The 16,995-nt window shown below is 61.1% G+C and carries 23 protein-coding genes, 1 tRNA gene and 1 pseudogene; 12 read left to right on the top strand and 13 right to left on the bottom strand.

Annotated features, from left to right (window positions below):
* From ACPUER_RS11855 to ACPUER_RS11830, 6 genes are all read left to right on the top strand, one after another.
* Entirely contained in the window at positions 1-408 is a 408-nt protein-coding gene (locus ACPUER_RS11855; RefSeq protein ID WP_425131168.1) for a phage tail assembly chaperone, read from the top strand.
* Positions 409-439: 31 nt separating this feature from the next.
* A complete protein-coding gene (locus ACPUER_RS11850) occupies positions 440-946 on the top strand; it encodes a lysozyme (RefSeq protein WP_425131167.1) in 507 nt (168 codons plus the stop codon).
* A complete protein-coding gene (locus tag ACPUER_RS11845; RefSeq protein WP_425131166.1) occupies positions 943-1,500 on the top strand; it encodes a hypothetical protein in 558 nt (185 codons plus the stop codon). The genes ACPUER_RS11850 and ACPUER_RS11845 overlap by 4 nt, the downstream gene beginning before the upstream one ends.
* Positions 1,500-1,727, top strand: a complete 228-nt coding sequence (locus tag ACPUER_RS11840; protein WP_425131165.1) for a hypothetical protein — start codon at positions 1,500-1,502, stop codon at positions 1,725-1,727. Before ACPUER_RS11845 ends, ACPUER_RS11840 begins: the two co-directional genes overlap by 1 nt.
* A 578-nt stretch (positions 1,728-2,305) precedes the next feature.
* Positions 2,306-2,500, top strand: a complete 195-nt coding sequence (locus ACPUER_RS11835) for a hypothetical protein (protein WP_425131164.1) — start codon at positions 2,306-2,308, stop codon at positions 2,498-2,500.
* 1 nt (position 2,501) lies between these two features.
* A complete protein-coding gene (locus ACPUER_RS11830) occupies positions 2,502-2,810 on the top strand; it encodes a hypothetical protein (protein ID WP_425131163.1) in 309 nt (102 codons plus the stop codon).
* 68 nt (positions 2,811-2,878) lie between these two features.
* Here the strand turns inward: ACPUER_RS11830 and ACPUER_RS11825 are convergent, their stop codons facing one another.
* The 3 genes from ACPUER_RS11825 to ACPUER_RS11815 form a co-directional block, all read right to left on the bottom strand.
* Positions 2,879-3,103, bottom strand: a complete 225-nt coding sequence (locus ACPUER_RS11825; protein ID WP_425131162.1) for a hypothetical protein — start codon at positions 3,101-3,103, stop codon at positions 2,879-2,881.
* Between the two features lie 7 nt (positions 3,104-3,110).
* Positions 3,111-4,391, bottom strand: a complete 1,281-nt coding sequence (locus tag ACPUER_RS11820) for a DUF6538 domain-containing protein (protein WP_425131161.1) — start codon at positions 4,389-4,391, stop codon at positions 3,111-3,113.
* Between the two features lie 104 nt (positions 4,392-4,495).
* Positions 4,496-4,570: transfer RNA gene (locus ACPUER_RS11815), tRNA-Arg, on the bottom strand.
* A 174-nt stretch (positions 4,571-4,744) separates the two neighbouring features.
* Between ACPUER_RS11815 and ACPUER_RS11810 the strand changes: the two genes are divergently transcribed.
* On the top strand, positions 4,745-5,884 hold the full coding sequence (locus ACPUER_RS11810) for a site-specific integrase (RefSeq protein ID WP_425131160.1): 1,140 nt from the start codon (positions 4,745-4,747) through the stop codon (positions 5,882-5,884).
* Between the two features lie 5 nt (positions 5,885-5,889).
* Here the strand turns inward: ACPUER_RS11810 and ACPUER_RS11805 are convergent, their stop codons facing one another.
* Positions 5,890-6,741 (bottom strand): phosphoribosyltransferase, encoded by an 852-nt coding sequence (locus ACPUER_RS11805; RefSeq protein ID WP_425131159.1) that lies wholly within the window; start codon positions 6,739-6,741, stop codon positions 5,890-5,892.
* Positions 6,742-6,965: 224 nt separating this feature from the next.
* On the opposite strand from ACPUER_RS11805, the gene ACPUER_RS11800 reads away from it, so the two are divergent.
* The gene (locus ACPUER_RS11800) at positions 6,966-7,142 is read left to right on the top strand and encodes a hypothetical protein (protein WP_425131158.1); all 177 of its coding nucleotides are present in this window, start codon (positions 6,966-6,968) and stop codon (positions 7,140-7,142) included.
* A gap of 170 nt (positions 7,143-7,312) precedes the next feature.
* Here ACPUER_RS11800 and ACPUER_RS11795 read toward each other — a convergent pair whose 3' ends face one another.
* The 9 genes and pseudogenes from ACPUER_RS11795 to ACPUER_RS11755 all read right to left on the bottom strand — a co-directional run bounded on the left by ACPUER_RS11795 (position 7,313) and on the right by ACPUER_RS11755 (position 12,785).
* On the bottom strand, positions 7,313-7,543 hold the full coding sequence (locus tag ACPUER_RS11795) for a hypothetical protein (protein ID WP_085539461.1): 231 nt from the start codon (positions 7,541-7,543) through the stop codon (positions 7,313-7,315).
* Positions 7,540-8,763 carry a DUF551 domain-containing protein gene (locus ACPUER_RS11790; RefSeq protein WP_425131157.1) on the bottom strand — a complete coding sequence of 408 codons (1,224 nt, stop codon included), beginning with the start codon at positions 8,761-8,763 and terminating at the stop codon, positions 7,540-7,542. The genes ACPUER_RS11795 and ACPUER_RS11790 overlap by 4 nt, the downstream gene beginning before the upstream one ends.
* 12 nt (positions 8,764-8,775) lie before the next feature.
* Positions 8,776-9,138 carry a hypothetical protein gene (locus ACPUER_RS11785; RefSeq protein ID WP_425131156.1) on the bottom strand — a complete coding sequence of 121 codons (363 nt, stop codon included), beginning with the start codon at positions 9,136-9,138 and terminating at the stop codon, positions 8,776-8,778.
* A gap of 95 nt (positions 9,139-9,233) precedes the next feature.
* Positions 9,234-9,737, bottom strand: a complete 504-nt coding sequence (locus ACPUER_RS11780; protein ID WP_425131155.1) for a hypothetical protein — start codon at positions 9,735-9,737, stop codon at positions 9,234-9,236.
* An 84-nt stretch (positions 9,738-9,821) separates the two neighbouring features.
* Entirely contained in the window at positions 9,822-10,370 is a 549-nt protein-coding gene (locus ACPUER_RS11775) for a hypothetical protein (RefSeq protein ID WP_425131241.1), read from the bottom strand.
* Positions 10,350-11,306 (bottom strand): annotated as a pseudogene (locus ACPUER_RS11770) (ParB/RepB/Spo0J family partition protein); the annotation flags it as partial. The gene ACPUER_RS11775 and the pseudogene ACPUER_RS11770, both read right to left, overlap by 21 nt.
* A complete protein-coding gene (locus tag ACPUER_RS11765; RefSeq protein ID WP_425131154.1) occupies positions 11,306-11,668 on the bottom strand; it encodes a beta-hexosaminidase in 363 nt (120 codons plus the stop codon). The gene ACPUER_RS11765 and the pseudogene ACPUER_RS11770, both read right to left, overlap by 1 nt.
* Before the next feature lie 50 nt (positions 11,669-11,718).
* The gene (locus ACPUER_RS11760) at positions 11,719-11,937 is read right to left on the bottom strand and encodes a hypothetical protein (RefSeq protein ID WP_425131153.1); all 219 of its coding nucleotides are present in this window, start codon (positions 11,935-11,937) and stop codon (positions 11,719-11,721) included.
* 305 nt (positions 11,938-12,242) lie between these two features.
* A complete protein-coding gene (locus ACPUER_RS11755) occupies positions 12,243-12,785 on the bottom strand; it encodes a hypothetical protein (RefSeq protein WP_425131152.1) in 543 nt (180 codons plus the stop codon).
* A gap of 82 nt (positions 12,786-12,867) precedes the next feature.
* Here ACPUER_RS11755 and ACPUER_RS11750 point away from each other — a divergent pair, with 82 nt between their 5' ends.
* The 4 genes from ACPUER_RS11750 (at position 12,868) to ACPUER_RS11735 (ending at position 16,836) form a co-directional block, all read left to right on the top strand.
* Complete coding sequence (locus tag ACPUER_RS11750; RefSeq protein WP_425131151.1) at positions 12,868-13,086, top strand: hypothetical protein; 219 nt, start codon at positions 12,868-12,870, stop codon at positions 13,084-13,086.
* A gap of 41 nt (positions 13,087-13,127) precedes the next feature.
* Complete coding sequence (locus tag ACPUER_RS11745; RefSeq protein ID WP_425131240.1) at positions 13,128-13,670, top strand: phage regulatory CII family protein; 543 nt, start codon at positions 13,128-13,130, stop codon at positions 13,668-13,670.
* Positions 13,657-14,040, top strand: a complete 384-nt coding sequence (locus ACPUER_RS11740; protein WP_425131239.1) for a hypothetical protein — start codon at positions 13,657-13,659, stop codon at positions 14,038-14,040. The genes ACPUER_RS11745 and ACPUER_RS11740 overlap by 14 nt, the downstream gene beginning before the upstream one ends.
* Before the next feature lie 288 nt (positions 14,041-14,328).
* Complete coding sequence (locus tag ACPUER_RS11735; protein ID WP_425131150.1) at positions 14,329-16,836, top strand: VapE domain-containing protein; 2,508 nt, start codon at positions 14,329-14,331, stop codon at positions 16,834-16,836.
* Positions 16,837-16,995 lie beyond the last annotated feature (159 nt).

Raw genomic sequence — 16,995 nt, 5'->3', positions numbered from 1 at the left:
ATGGAATACACGCATGATCACATGATCCTTGCGCTGGCGGCGCTATTCCCCCACCTGGCGCACTGGAAAGACTACAAGGTCGCTCACCCGATCTCCAAGGAAACCGGGGAGCAGTGCGGGGACCCCTGGATCACCTCCTGGACCGCCCCGGATCCCCAGCCGTCGGACGCTGCAGTGAAGGCCTACTTCGAGCAGAACCGGGCGGACCTCTGCGCTCAGTACGTGCGCTACCACCGCGACGACCGGCTGCACTGGTCGGATCGCTACTCGGTTGTCCCTCCTGACGCTCCCCCGTCCGTACAGGCCAAAGCCTCCGCGTGGCTGGAGTACCGCAAGGCGCTGCGCGACATAACCGAGCAGCCAGGTTTCCCGCTGGACGTCGTGTGGCCCGAGGTGCCTACCCCGTAACCAACAACCATTTCAAGTAAGGAACAACACCATGGCATGGCAAACCGAAGCCTGCAAACTTATTAAGCAGTTCGAAGGATGTAAGCTCAAGGCCTACCCGGATCCCGCAACCGGCGCGGCCCCGTGGACTGTCGGCTATGGCGCTACTGGCCCGCTGATTGGCCCCGCGACCGTATGGACCCAGGTGCAGGCCGACCAGGACCTTCTGGACCGCGTGACGGCCCTCGGGGCCTTCATCGACTCCGAGGTCAAGATCCCGCTCACCGACGAGGAGAAGGCGGCGCTCATCAGCTTCACGTACAACGTGGGCCGGGGCAACTTTGACCACTCGACGCTCCGCACCAAGCTGAACGCTGGGGACATCGAAGGAGCCAGCCAGGAGTTCCTGAAGTGGGACATGGCCGCTGGGCATGTGATGCAGGGTCTCCTGAATCGTCGCAACGCCGAGATGGCCGAGTTTCTGCTCGGTGCGGATTTCACCGTAGGGTCCCCCAGCCTCCTCGGGCAGGCCCAGGCAACGACAGGGGAGGCAGCATGAGCTGGGCAAACGTAGCAAGCGCGGTAGAGAGCCTGGCGCCGACCATCGCCACTTGTGTGGGTGGCCCGCTCGCCGGCACGGCGGTCTCTGCCCTGGAGCGAGTCTTCGGCCTCACGCCGACGGCCACCGACACGATCTCGGGGCGCCAGGACACCGTGGCCGCAGCCATCGCTGGCGCAACCCCTGAGCAGCTCGCGAACATGCGCAAGGCCGACCAGGACTTCCAGGTCCAGATGGCCGAGCTGGGCTTCAAGGACAAGGAGGCGCTCGCCGCGCTGAACGTTCAGGACGTCCAAGGCGCCCGCACCATGCAGACGTCGACGCGCTCCTGGGTTCCTCCGGTGCTGACGCTGTTCATCACGCTGGGCTTCTTCGGCCTGGTCGCGGCCCTGATGTTCTGCAACATCCCCGACGCCAACAAGGCGATCTTCTACAGCCTCATCGGCTCGCTGGGCACTGCCTGGCTCGCCACGATCCACTTCTGGTTCGGCGACACGAACTCGAGCAACGATAAGACGGCGATCATCGCCCAAGCACAACCGGTAGGTACGTAATGGAAGACAAACTCGACAGCCGTGTGGCCCGCCTGGAGTTCCGAGCGGATGCTCAGGACGGCGAGATCCGAACCCTGAAGGACACGCAAGCGACCTTTGGCCGCTCCCTGGAAGCTATCGAACGCATCCTCACTCGGATCCAGTACGGCCTTTACGGGGCCGGCGCGGTAGTGGCAGTGAACGCCATGGGTCTCAAGGAGACCATCGCCAAGCTCGTCCTTCACTAAGGAGCTGGTAGGGTAAAGTATCGGCTCCACTGCATGCGAACTGCATACGGAGAACGACATTCATGGCCACTGTGACTATCGAGTTGGGTGATGGAAAACGCGCTATGCTGACTAGCGCTGTTGGTTCTACACCCCTAGCGGCGGACCAACGCAGCGCCGTCTCCGAATTGATGATGCACTGGCCGAAGTACACAGGGTTGACGACGGCCGCTGCTGGTTACCTACGAGACTTAGGGATCGGAGTGTTTCGCGGAGATCCGGTTGCTGCTCTGAGGGCTGCCATTGAGGAGGGGCGCGTGGCGGTGTCTATCGACCGTCCCGTATCCCGTGGGGGTTCTGCTGGCGGTTCCCCGTCGACCCCACCGTTTCCCAAGGCAAACAGGTTTTCCAGCGTGCCTGGGGTGGCCTCGCTACCCGCAGACTCCCCTCTACCGAGCTGGGCAACACCTAGCGACGTGACTGCGGACGAACTGATAAGCTATCTGGAGAGCGTCGTAGCAGGGGCCGGAACTGCTGTTGCAGATACCGCGTCAGGGCTGGTAGGTAGCACACCGCTAGGCGACGCTGCGCCATTCTCGATGGATGATTCTCCCTTGGGTGACGCGCTGCAGATGGCGGCCGTCGACCCGTTTCAGGAAGAACAGTGCTTCGCGCGATACGAAATCGACATGGAAATGTGCGCGGCTGCTGGCGCGATGTACAAAGACCCTCGGACCTATGCGCTATGCTCGCAGCGGGCATTCGACAAATACCAGACTTGCAGAGGAATGTGACATGAGCAAACCGAGACGCGCGACCATCGTGTTCTACGACGAGGACACCGAACAGGTAACGTTGTGTACCGTGTTCCGCAAGGACGTGCAGGCAGTGCTGGACCGCGAGATCAACCAGGGCGTTGTCATTACGATCCCACCGCACGCCGAGCCGAACGATGGTTGCGAGATCACCGATGAGGACGCACGGCGGCTGGGTGGCATGGCTCTGCTGATGCAAGCGGGGGTGCATCCCGAGTTGCGCGACCGTCTAAAGTTCGAGGAGGCGCAGTCAGTGGACTGGTCTCCTGTACGCAGACCTGGCGAGTAATGTGAGCTTCAGCAAAAAACCCCCTCGGGAACCCATACGGGAACCTGGAGGGGGTTTTTTGCAACAGCTCAGTTTGAGACGACCTTACCGCCGCAGGTTGCCGCGCACAGCTTCAGCGACGAGTTGCAGTTCAGCTTCTGGATTCCTGGAGTCAGCGGGTTTGACGACAGACACTGGTTGTATGCGTCGGAGCAATGCATCGAGCACGTTCGGTCGGCCGCGCTCCAGTCGATGTCAGGGGTCGAGCAGCCGGCAAGGAAACCGACTGCGAGCAGGGTGAGGATGGTCTTCATCGCGTATCTACTTGGTCTTCAGGGCGTTGGCTTGGAGGAGCCATTCATACAGAAGATCGAGAGGATACCCTTCTCCGTAGTTGGCGCCCATCCCCGGCGTCGCGTGGCCGATGATTTGGTCTGCAGCCTCGGTCGGGCACCTTACGGAGCGGAGCAGGTCCTTCATGCCATGCCGCAGCGAGTGGTTGCCAAGCTTGGTACCCTTGAGGCCCTCGCGGGTCCGCACCCACTTCACCAAGGAGGCGCTGGCGCCGTCCGACTTGCACTCGTCCACCGAGCAGTAGTGCGGGTACAGGATGACCGGGTCCGACGAGCGTGCGATAGCTGCCCGCAGGGACTCAGCAGCCCGGGGCGTCAACGGGATTTGCCGGGTGCTCCCGGGGGTCTTCAGGGTTCGCCAGGGATGCGGCTTCAGGGCGATGTGCGGGATCGGGCCAGTGAGGATAACGTCAGACTTGGCCAGGCCGACGACCTCGGCAAGCCGTGCGCCGGTCTCGCTGAGTACCAGTAAGATCGACCGCAGGGTATCCGGCGGCACCTTGTCGATCGCTTTGTCCAGCGCCTTGAACTGGCTCAGGGTGAAGACCTCGCGGTCCTCGGCGTCCTTGCCCATATCCGGAATCTCAACCTTCGCCCAGACGTTCTCGATGCCCATCTCGTTTTCGCGGATGGCGCGGCCGAACGACGCCTTGAGCGGTACCAAGTAGCGGGAAACGGTGGTGGTGGACAGGTCCTTTGCGAGCAGAAACTTGACGAACCCGTTCACATCCATCCGGCGAACCTTGCGGATGTCTCGGTCGCTTTTCAGGTACTCCAGGAGGTAGCGGTAGGTCAGCTCGGCGGCTTCCTTGCTGTGAGGCCGCGCTTCCACGTACTGATCTCGACAGTCCTCCAGGGTGAACTCACGGGTCCCCTGGACGAGCTGCAGGGCGGTCGCGTGTGGCTCGGGAAGTCGGTCGTTGACCAGCCTTTCTTCTAGGTGATCCTCGAATGCCCACAGCGGACCCTCGGCGGGTTGTACAGGATCTACCCCATGCTCGGCCAACAATTTCTGTGCCAGCTTGAGATTCCCGGAGCGTGTCGGCTTGCGAAGCGCTGCCCATTCCTCGTCGTGTTCGCGGGCCAACTTCTGGATCCGCTCGGCCGCTACCTTGGGGTCAGAGGTCTGGAGTGATACCACCACTTGCTTCTTTCCAACTACCTCCTGAAGGTCCTCGGGGACGCGGCGGCGGTAATAGAGAAGGGAGCTTCCGGGCTTCTGCCAGGAGTATTGGAGTCGCACAACCATGATGCCGAATCGGAATGTGGACATAATGTGATACCTTTTGTGGTAACTATCATCATGCCCTGAGCCTTGATAGGCTTGATTTTACAGTATTTTTTCTGAAAAACTGGTCCCCCCGACAGGAATCGAACCTGTATCTAGCGCTTAGGAGGCGCTTGTTCTATCCATTGAACTACGGGGAGCGGATAGCTTGAGCGGGGAGGACTGACCCCTTTTAAATTAGGCTCTTAGCCTTGTCCTGTGTGCGTCTCCGGGATTTTTGCCTGTCCGCGTATGACGTGGAATGACAGGCTGTGAAGCATAGTTTAACGCCCCGCCTGCTACAATTCTGCTACAAATCGACCCTGTAGCAGCGTATGTGGATGACGCATTGCTACAGTCCACAAACGGGGTATTTCATGGCTTCGATCCTCAAGATCGGCGACCGCTGGCGTGCTCAAGTCCGCCGGCGGGGACAGAGTATAGCAAAGACATTTCGAACCAAGGGCGCGGCTGAAGCATGGTCGCGTGAGATCGAGGGCGGCATAGACAAAGGTCAGGCCGCCGTTGACGAGCAGACGATCACGGTCGGCGAACTGGTGCGCCTGTATCGGAACGCTCGGAATGATTCCGGCCGGCCCGTGACCGAGAAGTCGAATGAAGACTACATGCTCAAGCGGCTGGAAAGTCACTTTGATAATGAGGTAGCGGCGAAGCTGTCGACCAAGCGGCTCGTCAAGTTTGCGCAGGAGCGCAAGAAAGAGGGGGCGGGGCAGTACACGATCGACATGGACATTTCCAAGCTCGGGACTGTCTATAAGCACATGGCTTCACTACTGGATCTGAGGCTGCCACACGCGCCGAGCATCGCACGCCCGACGCTCGATCACCTCCAGCTCATCGGCCCGGGGAAGCACCGCGACCGGCGGCCGACGCGTGAAGAAATCGTGAAGATCTTCGAGTGGTTCGCCGAACATCCGGAGCGCGAGCAGGCGGTGCCGGACGTGATCCGGGTTGCGATGAAAAGCGCATTCCGGCGTGGCGAACTATTTCGGTTGACGTGGTCGGATCTCGACGTCGAGCGCCGGCTCGCGCTCGTCCGCGATCGCAAACATCCGCGACAGAAGAAGGGTAACGACGAGTGGGTGCCGCTGATCGGCGACTCGCTCGAAGTGCTGCTGCGTCAGGCGCGATATCCGGTGCCTCCTGCACACGAGGCGAAGCGCAAGGCGGACCCGAAGATCGAGCCGCATCCGAACGAGTACATCTTTCGGTTCGACAAGAGCACGGCGAGCAAGTATTTCAAGCTGGCCTGCGTCGACAAGGGCATCGTCGACCTTCGACTGCACGATCTGCGGCACGAAGCGACGAGTGCGCTCTTCGAGGACGGGTGGGATATTCCGGAGGTAGCGGCCGTGACCGGCCACAAGGATTGGCGCAACCTGAAGCGCTACACGAATCTGCGGCCGGATCAGGTTGCGAAGAAGGGACAGTTGAAGGTGGTGAACGGGGACTAGACCCCCTATCGCGGGCGCTTTTTGATCCAGCGCCCGGATCGAACTGCGCTCGCGCCCGGAAACGGCACGCGATGCGCTTTCCTTACCGCACCTTGGCGCGGCGTTGCCCCGCTGCGATCGAAGAAAATGCCTTTCGTGCGGAGTCGGAGATCTGTCGTTTGCTTTGCTTTAGCGCTGCGACCTCCGACTTCCTCAGCGGTACGGAAGCCGACGAGGTATTGGGCTTCGTCGGCCGTGAGCGCAGTTGGCTCGATGCGGAACGTTTCGCGGATAACATGGCCGAATTGCTCCTCTAGACGGCGCACGGTTTTTCGTGCAGGAAACAGTTTACCAGACCGGCTGGCGTTCACCAGCACGACGGCGGCTATCACGTTTCCGCCGTTCCGGCGAATGTAGTCGGATAGATCGCAGAGCGTGCCCCCGAGAGTCGTGACGTCGTCGACAAGAACGTAGTTTCCACCACGTTGCACCGGTCCTTGGAAGCTGGCCCGAGCAATGAGGCGTTCCATCGCATCGGCCCCCGTGTGATACACCTTCGTCGTCTGCACAATCTGTTCGTCGACTTCGCCAACACCAAAGCTTAGTAGAACGGCGAGCACCTGGGGGATCGCATTGTCTCCGCGTGCTTCCCGCGCGTGTGGGGCGACGAATATAAGTGGTTCGGGCCAGCGCTTCGTAAGCACCATTTCGCTGACCTGTTGCGCAAGCAGTTCGCCAACATCAAGGGTTAGCTCGATCGCGGCGAATGTGTCGCCAGCTTTGGCTTGGGCATACCAACGATTTGCTTTGAGCTGGGTATCCTCTCGCCACAAAAATAGCGGCTCGACAAGGGTGTCGGGGAACCCGAGTGTACGCATCGGCGTGCCGCTCGAAGCGTGCTTTCCTAGCAGTGGCGATCGTGATGCTCTGCGTTTGGATTTCAAGCGGAAGTGTCTGCGACGGTTGCAACAGCTGGAGTATAGCTTGCATGCGTTCGGCTCGATCGGCATCCGGGCCAAGAGACGGAACTGCGGGCGCGCCTCTCGTTAGAATGCGGATGCGGATTTCCGCTACCATTGACATTCAACGAGAGGGCGACCTGATGGAACAAGACAAACTCGATACCGTGCTGGTAACACAAGTGCTGATTCTCTCGAAGCTGATTCAGGCCGAGAAGAATACTAATACGACGTCCGGTTACTATGTGCCAGAAGCTGTCAAGATGATTTCGCAGTCTCGCGAGCGCATTCTTCAGATGCTGTCCGAAAATCGTTCGTAGAGCAATCAAGAATGAGCTGCCCGTTTAGCCAGCCTTCGGCCTGACGAAGAACATATTTAATGTCGCCGAGCGACATACCGTCAAACTGTGTCCGGAGCAGTTCAAGGGCTCGATAACGGGCTTCTTCTTCGCTGATTGGATTCAATTGGATACTCTAAAGTAACTTGGGGTTAAGCGGCCATACGCCGCGCTTCGGCCGACATTTGGTCGAGGTAGTCGGCAACGGCGTCGTACGCTGCAAATCGGCCGCCGCCTTCCTTGTACGTGGGGATCGGGAATGTCTCGGCGCTGATCTGATTGCGGATGGTTCCCTCCGACATCAGCAGCAGTTGCGCAAGTTGCGCCAGTGTCATGCGCGGGCCGTACTTTTCAAGGATATAGGCGCGGGTCAGCAGGCTCACAACGATCCCCCGTTCAGGTGGTCATGGTGGGATTCATCGCCCGGATCTCGGTCGATCCGTTCAAGCTCAGCGATGATCAGTGCGGCGGCTTTGACCAAATTCCGTCGAGGCGTGGTCGGCTTCCACCAGTCCGTGCTCCATGGCCAGAAGTCCAGAGTAATCGCGTTGCTGAATCCGCAGGCACTGAGAATGTACGAGGCCGCAGCACGGGGCAATTCCGCTTCGGTGTAGCAGTCGTCTTGGTCAGACGTCATGCCTTCATGCAGAACCTGTCGCCGACGCTCGGCGAGCATGTCGCGTACTGCGTGCGTCGAGGTGGTGGTCGTTCCCGTATGTTTGGCTTGCGCGCTCGCAGGTGCTGCTGGCAGCGGTGTCCAGTGAGTCACGGCGGGGCCTAACAGTTCGATGAACTCGCGGCGCTCGTCTGGCCAGCTTTCGTCAAGGAATTCCGCGGCCGACGCGTACATCGCGACGCCTGTCCATTTTCCGTTGTGCGCAAGTATCCACGTATCGTTGGGCGGAAGCCGATCACTGACGCTAATCCATGCGGGTGCGCTCGAAATAGGCGCGGCGGGCGTCGATTGTGAGGTGGACTGCAGCGCGCGAATCCGGGATGCTGCTTCTGCATTCAGCGTATCCCACAGGTTTTCGCGAATCCACGCGCGACCGTCGCGCTGGTGATCGGTGATGGCCTGTGCGGCTTCCTCAAGAGCGCTGTTGCGAATTGCCGCTCCAGCATATGCGGGCGTGCTGTTCAGGGCGTCCTGCATCCACTTCGCGGCTCGGTTGAAGCCGTCTACATATCCTTGCACCCACTCCTTCGATTGGCCCCATGGCGCGATCTGGATGTTGGCAAGGAATGCGGTGGCGGCAGACGCGGTACCTTCCACGCGTGCCACACGCCCGGCGCGGAGTGCCTTGCTGATCGTGACCGGCTCCGTCAGCGGTTCGATGACGGCACGCTCGCCGCTTGCCGCTTCGAGCGCGGTGCGTCGTTCACGGAGAAGTTGAAGGATGGTGTCCGGGTTCGCGAGGGAGATAAAGGTGGCGTCGAGCAATGCTTGCTCGTAGTCTTCGTTCCCGTTCGGGCGGCAATCGCAGATATCCTTCAAGTCGTCGCGCTCGTTCTCAACCCATGCGCCAACGTTGATCCAGTTCCCCTTGGTGGCTTTTTCGGCGGCCGCATACAGCGCATCGTAATTGCTGGTGACGTTTTCCATGAAGCTCCCCGATTATCGAATGGCGCTGACAATACGATCGAGCTTGCCGTCGATCTCCAAGGTGGCCAATGCTTGCATAGCGGTTGCCATGCGTTCGAGGACGGTGGCATACCGTTCGAGGCGGTCAATGTCGGCCGTCTTCAAAAGGCGTTGCATCGTGTCGCCGAGTTCGTTTGCCGACTTCCGAACACTCCCCGCTGCTTTCTTCGTGGACTCAGAAACTTGCTTTTCGGCGGCGGACAAACGGGACAGCGAGCGTGCGAAGAGTTCGATTGCTTCTTCAGTTGTCGATTGGGCTTTTGAGAAATCGGTATTCATATCTTTTGCTCGTCTTTGAAAATAGTGTGTTTCAGCGTTGATGTAATTCGCAACCATCGTCAGCGCTTCTAGGTTGCTATAGAGAGGGCCGTCTCTGTCTTGCTTGACTGGCTTAAGTCCGTACACGTCGGCGGGGTTGTTCCGTGATGGGATCATTTCAATTTCAATCCATAGTTTGTGGAATCAACCTCACGGTGCGGCAGTGCGCGGTCGAGCTGCATCAATCCAGTTTCCAGCGTGATGCTGGCGGTTGCTGCCCAGGTGCGCGCGTCCTGCGCCGCCTTGTGGCGAGCGAACGATCCGATCTCGTCGGCCATCAGGTCCAGCAGCTCGACGTCGGCCGCGTGCGAGATCTCGGTGATCAACGCGCGGATCTCGATGCGAAGTGCGTCGAACCGCGCGAGCCTGCCTTGGCGGGTATCCGCCAAGGCTTCGTTCGTCTGGATATGTTTGCGCCGCGCGAGCGGCGCTTTGTCCTTCTGGATCGCTTTTTCGGGCGTCAGCCCCTCGTTGTTCGACTGCATCGAAGTACCGTTGACGCTCGCCAGCGCGATAGCCGGGCGCTTCTCCGCGTGTTCCCGCTTTCGCGGCAGCGGACGTGGGGTAGAAAGGGCCGGGCGCGGGGTCAATTTGCGGCTCCGGTCGGGAACGGCCATGCGGACGCGGGGTCGAGACCGGGCTTTGCTTTCCGTGCCGGGAATGCGGCATCGAGCAGCGCCTTATTCGACGAGATCTGCTGCTTATGCCCGATGGCCGTTAACACATCCGACAAATCGGGGCGTTCCCCCCTTGGCGGTGGTGGTTGAGAATTCGGCAGTCATGTCGGGATCAGGCATGTCGATGATCTCGTTCGCCCATTCGAGAATGCGCTTAAATGACGCCTGCTCGGCCTTCGTTCGCCCATGGACCGGTGATTTGATCGTGTCGATGAGCCGCGCTGCGCCGGAACGAATCGCTTGAACGCGCGTCCATACCGCGCGCGTCTGGGGCGACACCTTCAGCGGGTCGCTCGCGAAGCTGGTCCCGGTGTTGTATTCGATCGCGTAGATCCACGCTCCCGGAGACGGCTGTGCGATGCGAATGTGAGCGAGTGGCCCCTTGATCCGGCCGGTTCGCTCGGGACCGCGCAGGGTCTCGACGGGCTGGCAGGCTCCGTTTTCATCCGGCTCAGTGACAGGCCACGATTTCGCGGCGGGCTTCGTATCAAGCCGATCGCTGAGCGGCATCAGCGCCGTGTGAACAGCATCGATCGTCGCGGGTGCCAGCTTGCCGAAACCGTCGTCGTGCAACACCGACTGCAGTGCCCGCAAAAGTTGCTTTGCGCGCGCGTCGTTGATCTTCGCGGGGGCGCTTTGGCGCGGGACTGGCTGTGCCAGCGCCTGCGTCTCGACCGTGACTTCCGCGGCCGTCGACGCGGCGAGAGGTTCGGCGTCGGTGGTGGCGGCTGTAGATGCTGTCTGCTCGCCCGAAGATGCCGGGTCCGGGAGCGCATCGAGCAGGGGCGTGGCTTAGAGATACTTCTTCGTCACCTTCGACTTGCCGGCTTCCGCAGCTTTGGAGATGCCGACGACGATGCGTTCGAGGGCCTTTTCGCCGCCATGCTGGCGAATCTGTTCGATCGCAAGCGTGCCGGTGCATTGACCGGCGCGTACGAGCTGGTGCAGTTCGGCCGGGGCGCGTTCGAGCAGGCCAACGTCGCGGACCGTTTGGTCGGTGACATTCAGGCGCTTACAGATCGCAGCGAGGGTCATGCCGTGAATGTCGCGCAGCTCTGCAACGGCGGCGGCCAGATCAAGCGGCGACGACTGTTTGCCGTTGTTACTGAGATAGCCGTCGATCACCATTTCGGCGCGGTTGACGGTCTTGGCATCGCGGACGACGACAGGGATTTTGCCGATGTCCTTGCCGGCTTTGATTGCGTTGCCGGCCGCAAGGTAGCGGTGTTGCCCCTTGTACACGTACAGCAGATCCTTCCCGTCGACCTTTCGCACGTAGCAATGGAGCGGCGAGCCCTTGTCGTACCCGTTCTCTTCGATCAGCGCTGTGAGGTGCGTTACCCACTCGGGGTCGACCGGGCGAATGTTGTCCGCCGGGTCATAGTGAAGTTGACTGTAGGGGACCATCCACAGGTCCGCTGACGTTGCGCCCGCAGCGGCGGCTGCGGCCTTCGTGTTCCCGGTCGGGATCGGCGCGGTCAGGTCGAGCTGTCGCGTGCGGTCGTCCATTACGCAACCTCCTGCGTCGCCGCCGCGCGCGCCTTGCCGGGTTTCTTCGCTTTGCTGATCGCCTCGGATGCTGCCATGCCCGCCGCGCGCTTCGCGTCGCGCAGGCGCTTGATCGCTGTAGCGCAATCGCCTTCGCTCGGGATCGAGATCTGTTTGTCTGCAATCTCGGTGCCGTCGAGGATCATATACAGCGTATGCACGCTGTCCGCCAAGGGGCGGCGACCAACAACGTATTTGCCGACGAGAATCGGCGTTGAGGGGCGTCGAGCGTTCGGGTTGTAGCGGACGATCGTGCGAAGGGACAGGGTGTCGCGGCGCTCGACGTCGACGAGGGGGAGGGGCAGGAGTTTCTTGCGCGGCATGGTGGTCTCCATGACGCCGGGGCCGCTTGCCCCGGCAGGGTCGGGGCGGATTAGACGGTGACGTGATAGGCGGTCGTCGGAGCGACGACCGGATCGTCTTGAAAAATGTTGACGGCGACAAACAACAACGCAGCGACGACGGTCCAGCGGAAGATCGCGGACTTCTCAAAGTTGCTTTGGCGGGCCGGTTGGGATGGGGTAACGCGAGGTGTTTGCTCGTCGCGGAGCCAGTCGTGACGGGCTTCCACGTTCAAATCGGGCGGCTTCATGGTTGTTCTCCGGTTGAGCGTCGGATGACGCGACAATCGAATTAAACATCATGTTTATGTATTGAGCAAACAATTTGTTTACTTTGGGTTAGCCTGTAGATTCGAGATATGTGTCGAGGACGTGCGTAGCCATGTCGTGGCACCACGACAGGACTGCGAGCAAGTGCTGGGGATGGAGGCGAGGAGGAGGGCTGACGATCTTGCCGTGGTTGGTCACGGCAAACCGAATGTCGGTGCTGAAATCGTGTTCGTCAAAAACTTGCCGTTTGGCGCGTGTGGATCGGAAGACTTCGAGGTCTACAACGTTATTGGGTTGATCTCCGCTTCGGTTTTTCATTGGTGCTGGTTTCCCCGGAACTCACGGACGCTCTTACGGCAGCACGTGAGTGTTTAGCGAATGACACCGCCGAGGTTTGCGATATTCCCGCTTCCAGCATTCCTTCTAGAGCACTCATTAATCGTTCCGAGACCATGCCGTTCGATGCCGCTTCAGTAAGCATGGAAGCCAAGCGTCGCGCCCGCGTTTCTACATCGGTGTGAGCTGCAGCCGGTGCCTTGGTGTGGCGTTCATCATGTTGGCCGACGCGAATATTACTAGAATGTAATGTTTCTTTCGTTGAGCCTTCGTCTGCCATGCGGCCATCGCCCGTCTTGAGCCAATCCGCTCGGCAGCCTATTACCGAAGCGGCACGGATCATTCCGCTTGCAGACATGCCTCTCCGCTCCCAATTATTGATGAGTTGGGGGGATTCGTTGAGCAGGCGAGCGACATTCGCGGGGCCTTCGACGCCTTGAAGCTCCTTCGCTGCGCGATACAGTCGCTCGATGGTTTCGTGCAGTTTCTTCATGCGACAAATAGTCGGCGAAGTAAACGCGGCGTTGTTAAACGGCCTGTTTGCAAATTGAATAAACATGGTGTTTAATTAGGGGATGGACAAGACCGCCCGGATTGAAGCCGACCGTATCACGATCGCCCGCCTTGGTGGCCCCGCAAGGGTCGCCGAGCTTCTCGGCTATGGGAAGCAACAGGGGGGCACGCAGCGAGTTTGCAACTGGCTCGCACGCGGGATTCCCTCCGCCGTGAAAGTCGAACGCCCGGATCTCTTTCTCTCCGCTTTATCCACCGCAAATCCTATCGATGTGCGCTGATGCACGACAGGATGAAAGCGGCTCAATCCCAAAGCTTCGATATGACCTGCCGATACGACAGTACCGAATGGCTGGACGTGCTCTATACGTCCGTTCGCAACACGCCCGGCGGCGTCGCCGACGCGGCGAATCACCTGACGATCCGACGCGGTAAGAACATCACGCCGGAATCGCTGCGTCTACGATTGCGTGGTGTCGGCGACAGCCGCCTGTCGATGGAGATGTTCGAGTTGCTGATCGAGTGGATGCAAGAAAAAGCCGAAGGCGAGGTGTATGCGCTCGATGCGCTGCATGCGTTGAATGCGCGATTCGGTTTGGTTGCCGAACACGTCGACGACCATGTCGCTGACGATGCCAGCGAACCCGGCACGCTGCGTCTCGTTTCAACGGCGCTGCACCTGCAGGCACATGTGGGTCTCGTCGCTGACGACGTGACGCGCGCACTGGCCGATCAGCGAATCGACGACCACGACGCCGAGAAGATCATCGCGACCGGCCGCAAGGGCCAGCGTCTGTTCCAGCGGCTGATTCATGCCGCTCGCAATCTCGCCGCACGTCGCCGCCGTCGTCATGGAGCGGTTTAAGCCCGGCATGGGCTGCTGCCGGCCCGAGCGTGAACAGATCGACCTCTGCTGCTCGCCTGAGCAGCAATTGGCGTGCGCAGTTACGAAACTCGCATCCCGATTCGAGTGTGCCCCCGCCGACGCGGGGCGCTTGTTGTCCGAACTGATCGCCACGTTCCCCGATCGCCTTGCTCCGTTTCTCGCGGAAGCGAGTGCAGCGGGGCGCGTGCGCTTGTTCGTCGAGCGAGCTGCGCGCACATGCGCCGCGCTTGCAACCAAGGCGGAACGTCACGCGTTTCGCGATCAGCTTACCGATCGTCTCTGTGCGTTGGACCTTGCCGCGTTCGACGATCTCATGTCGGCCGAGTGGCGTCGACTGCGCGGCAAATAACCGGAGACCTTGGTGAACGTGAACGGAATCAGCAGCGCGTTGCGGCGCGGCACATCGCAGTACAGCCGCTCGCCCAGCGGACGGCAGTGCTACGCGGCCGGACGGGGCGTATGGCGAAGCTTTTCTCACAAGGTCGCGCGGGATCGTCGACTTGCCGAGTTGGAAGCGGCCCGGCGCGTGAGCTAACGGGTGCTGCGCCAGCTACAGGCGCAGCTCAAGGAATTGTGATCCGGCCGCCAATAGTCACTCGGGCGGCCAAAGTAACTTTTGCAGAGGGCAGATTTTCGTATGGCGACACTTGACCAGATCATTCAGCAATTGCGCGCAGCAGGGCATCCCGACCTGCCCGCCGGCCATCCGGTCGCGGACGGCAAACATCATCGGTACGGGCCGCGTAAAAAATACTGGTATCAGCTTCGCGAGGTCATCAGTAAGGGCGCAGTGATCGGCTATGGCGGTACGTTCGGCCACTTCTCGGGCGACGATCCGGGCACCGAGCGTTTCGAGTGGAGCGGCGCACCGATGAGCGAGGAAGTGCTCGCGGAGACGCGTCGCCGGCAGGAAGCGGCCGAGCGCGAGCAGGCCGAGCGTGACGCGCGACAGGCGAAGCTGGCCGCGAACCGTGCGCGTGATCAGTGGAGCCGGGCGTCCGAGCAGGGCGAGTCCGCGTACCTGGAGCGCAAGAAGATCAGCGCTGAGGGCGTGCGTTTCGACGCGGACGGCACGATCCTCGTGCCGATGTATCAGTACGGCGACGACGCTCGCCTCGTCGGCCTGCAGAAGATCACGCCGGACGGCGCGAAGCGTTTCAACAAGGGCATGGAGAAGAAGGGCGCATCGTATCTGCTCGGCGAGGTCGGCGTGGACGACCAGCTCGTGCTGGTTGCCGAAGGCTACGCAACCGCACGATCGATCCGCATGGCGATCGACGACGCGTTCGCGGTCGATGTTTGCTTCGATGCGGGCGGCATCCTCCCCGCCGTGCGCCACCTGCGCGCAACGTACCCGGACGTCCACGTGCTGATCTGCGCCGACGACGACTGGAAGATCGAGCAGCGTATGCGCGACTGGCTCGCCGATGAGTTCGCTTTCCGTGGCGAACTGGTGTTCGGTGCGGAACCGGTCCGGATTGAGGCGAAGAACACGTGGTACATGGTCGCCGCAGCTCGCCGTCGCGACGACAACGGCGTGCCGTACGTCGAGGTGAGCTACGGTAACGATGTGATGCCGTTGCGCCGCAAGCGCTTCGAGAACACGGGCCTGAAGCGTGCGTACGAGGCGGCAGCCGAGGTCGCCGACGTGAGCGTCGTCTATCCGGTATTCGCCAATCGTGGCGAACGCAAGCTCACGGACTTCAACGATCTGCATGTCGAGGACGGTCTCGACGCCGTCGCCGAGCAGGTGCAAGCGGCAATCTTGCGCGTCATCGCGCCAGCGAACGAAGACATCCGACCGGCGACGATCGCCGTGTCGACCGCGGACGCTGCGCAATCGAAACCAGCCGCGACGTCCGCTGCCGCACAACAGCCGGAATGGGACGGTCGCGAAGCGGAGAACGGCGCACACACGTGGGAGCAGGATCTGGCGCGGTCGGACAAGGGACGGCTGCTGCCAACGCTCGGCAATGTCCACCTGATCCTGTCGAACCACAAGGCGTGGCAGGGCGTCATCGAACAAGACGATTTTGGCGGCCGAGTGATGAAGCGTAAGGCCTCGCCGTTCTCGCAAGGTACGACGGGCGAATGGACCGACATGGACGATCAGCGGACCGTTCTCTGGCTCTCTCAACGGTACGGCCTTGATACGCGCACCGATGTCGTGATGAACGCGGTCCTGCTCGTTGCAGACGCGACCCACTTCCACGACGTGGGCGAATACCTCGAAAGGTTGAAATGGGACGGCGTACCGCGCGTGCGTTCGATGCCGTCGACGTACCTGCGTGTGGCCGACAGCGAGTACGTGCAGCTCGCGTTCATGAAATGGATGATCGCGGCCGTCGCGCGCGTGATGGAGCCGGGCTGCAAGGTCGACAACGTGCTGATCCTCGAAGGCAAGCAGGGGCACCGCAAATCGACGGCGCTGAAAGTGCTGGCGGGCGCTCCGTGGTTCACCGACACGCCGATCCAGATCGGCAACAAGGACACGTACGCGGTGCTGGCCGGCAAGTGGGTGATCGAGCTGGCCGAGCTGGATTCGCTGAACAAGGCCGACTCGTCGGCGGTGAAGAGCTTCTTTGCGACGGCCGTCGACCGCTTCCGAAACTTCTACGGCAAGCGGGCGACCGACGTACCGCGCCAGTGCGTGTTCGCCGGTTCCGTCAACTTTGACACGTACCTGAAGGATGAATCGGGCAACCGGCGCTACTGGCCGCTGCGTGTCGGCGGTCTAGTCGACATCGACGGCATTGTGGCCGTCCGTGATCAGCTTTGGGCCGAAGCTGTCCACCTGTACCGCTCGGGCGTCGTATGGCACGTAACGGAGCAGGAACGCCCGCTGTTCGAGATCGAGCAGGCCGAGCGATACGAAGGCGACGTGTACGAGGACAAGATCGCCAAGGCCCTGGAATTCGTGACGCGCACGACGATGGAGGAGATCCTGGCCGACATTCTGAAGCTTGACACGTCGAAGTGGTCGCTGCCGGAACAGCGTCGAATCGGCAAGGCGCTGAAGTCGCTCGGGTGGGTGCGCAAGCGCGAGTCGACGGGTTCGCGCGGGTGGTACTACGTGCGCGAGGATCAGGAACCGGAAGTCGAGCGTGAACTGGTCGCGGCGGGCGATGACGACAGTCCGCTGTGATGGCGTGGCGCGCTGTGCCTGCACGCTAGGCGCGCCACTTACCCCGCCTTGGCGCGCTGTGGACGTCCCGTGTCCCAACGTCCCAAGGCGCGGTCTCGGGCGCGGGTGCGGGTGCGGGGGCGGGGGCGCGACATGCGCGACGTGAGCGGCGCATGTCGC

Source organism: Burkholderia sp. DN3021, from assembly GCF_049805555.1.
Taxonomy (GTDB): Bacteria; Pseudomonadota; Gammaproteobacteria; order Burkholderiales; family Burkholderiaceae; genus Burkholderia; species Burkholderia pyrrocinia_C.
Note: the sequence above shows the minus strand (reverse complement) of the source record. Positions and strands in the feature narration are given on the sequence as shown.

Excerpts from the sequence above, each read along its gene's own strand:
- ACPUER_RS11855 (WP_425131168.1), top strand. The coding sequence starts at position 1 with ATGGAATACACGCATGATCACATGATCCTTGCGCTGGCGGCGCTATTC.
- ACPUER_RS11850 (WP_425131167.1), top strand. The coding sequence starts at position 440 with ATGGCATGGCAAACCGAAGCCTGCAAACTTATTAAGCAGTTCGAAGGA.
- ACPUER_RS11845 (WP_425131166.1), top strand. The coding sequence starts at position 943 with ATGAGCTGGGCAAACGTAGCAAGCGCGGTAGAGAGCCTGGCGCCGACC.
- ACPUER_RS11840 (WP_425131165.1), top strand. The coding sequence starts at position 1,500 with ATGGAAGACAAACTCGACAGCCGTGTGGCCCGCCTGGAGTTCCGAGCG.
- ACPUER_RS11835 (WP_425131164.1), top strand. The coding sequence starts at position 2,306 with ATGGATGATTCTCCCTTGGGTGACGCGCTGCAGATGGCGGCCGTCGAC.
- ACPUER_RS11830 (WP_425131163.1), top strand. The coding sequence starts at position 2,502 with ATGAGCAAACCGAGACGCGCGACCATCGTGTTCTACGACGAGGACACC.
- ACPUER_RS11825 (WP_425131162.1), bottom strand. The coding sequence starts at position 3,103 with ATGAAGACCATCCTCACCCTGCTCGCAGTCGGTTTCCTTGCCGGCTGC.
- ACPUER_RS11820 (WP_425131161.1), bottom strand. The coding sequence starts at position 4,391 with ATGGTTGTGCGACTCCAATACTCCTGGCAGAAGCCCGGAAGCTCCCTT.
- ACPUER_RS11810 (WP_425131160.1), top strand. The coding sequence starts at position 4,745 with ATGTGGATGACGCATTGCTACAGTCCACAAACGGGGTATTTCATGGCT.
- ACPUER_RS11805 (WP_425131159.1), bottom strand. The coding sequence starts at position 6,741 with ATGCGTACACTCGGGTTCCCCGACACCCTTGTCGAGCCGCTATTTTTG.
- ACPUER_RS11800 (WP_425131158.1), top strand. The coding sequence starts at position 6,966 with ATGGAACAAGACAAACTCGATACCGTGCTGGTAACACAAGTGCTGATT.
- ACPUER_RS11790 (WP_425131157.1), bottom strand. The coding sequence starts at position 8,763 with ATGGAAAACGTCACCAGCAATTACGATGCGCTGTATGCGGCCGCCGAA.
- ACPUER_RS11785 (WP_425131156.1), bottom strand. The coding sequence starts at position 9,138 with ATGGTTGCGAATTACATCAACGCTGAAACACACTATTTTCAAAGACGA.
- ACPUER_RS11780 (WP_425131155.1), bottom strand. The coding sequence starts at position 9,737 with ATGGCCGTTCCCGACCGGAGCCGCAAATTGACCCCGCGCCCGGCCCTT.
- ACPUER_RS11765 (WP_425131154.1), bottom strand. The coding sequence starts at position 11,668 with ATGCCGCGCAAGAAACTCCTGCCCCTCCCCCTCGTCGACGTCGAGCGC.
- ACPUER_RS11760 (WP_425131153.1), bottom strand. The coding sequence starts at position 11,937 with ATGAAGCCGCCCGATTTGAACGTGGAAGCCCGTCACGACTGGCTCCGC.
- ACPUER_RS11755 (WP_425131152.1), bottom strand. The coding sequence starts at position 12,785 with ATGAAGAAACTGCACGAAACCATCGAGCGACTGTATCGCGCAGCGAAG.
- ACPUER_RS11750 (WP_425131151.1), top strand. The coding sequence starts at position 12,868 with ATGGACAAGACCGCCCGGATTGAAGCCGACCGTATCACGATCGCCCGC.
- ACPUER_RS11745 (WP_425131240.1), top strand. The coding sequence starts at position 13,128 with ATGACCTGCCGATACGACAGTACCGAATGGCTGGACGTGCTCTATACG.
- ACPUER_RS11740 (WP_425131239.1), top strand. The coding sequence starts at position 13,657 with ATGGAGCGGTTTAAGCCCGGCATGGGCTGCTGCCGGCCCGAGCGTGAA.
- ACPUER_RS11735 (WP_425131150.1), top strand. The coding sequence starts at position 14,329 with ATGGCGACACTTGACCAGATCATTCAGCAATTGCGCGCAGCAGGGCAT.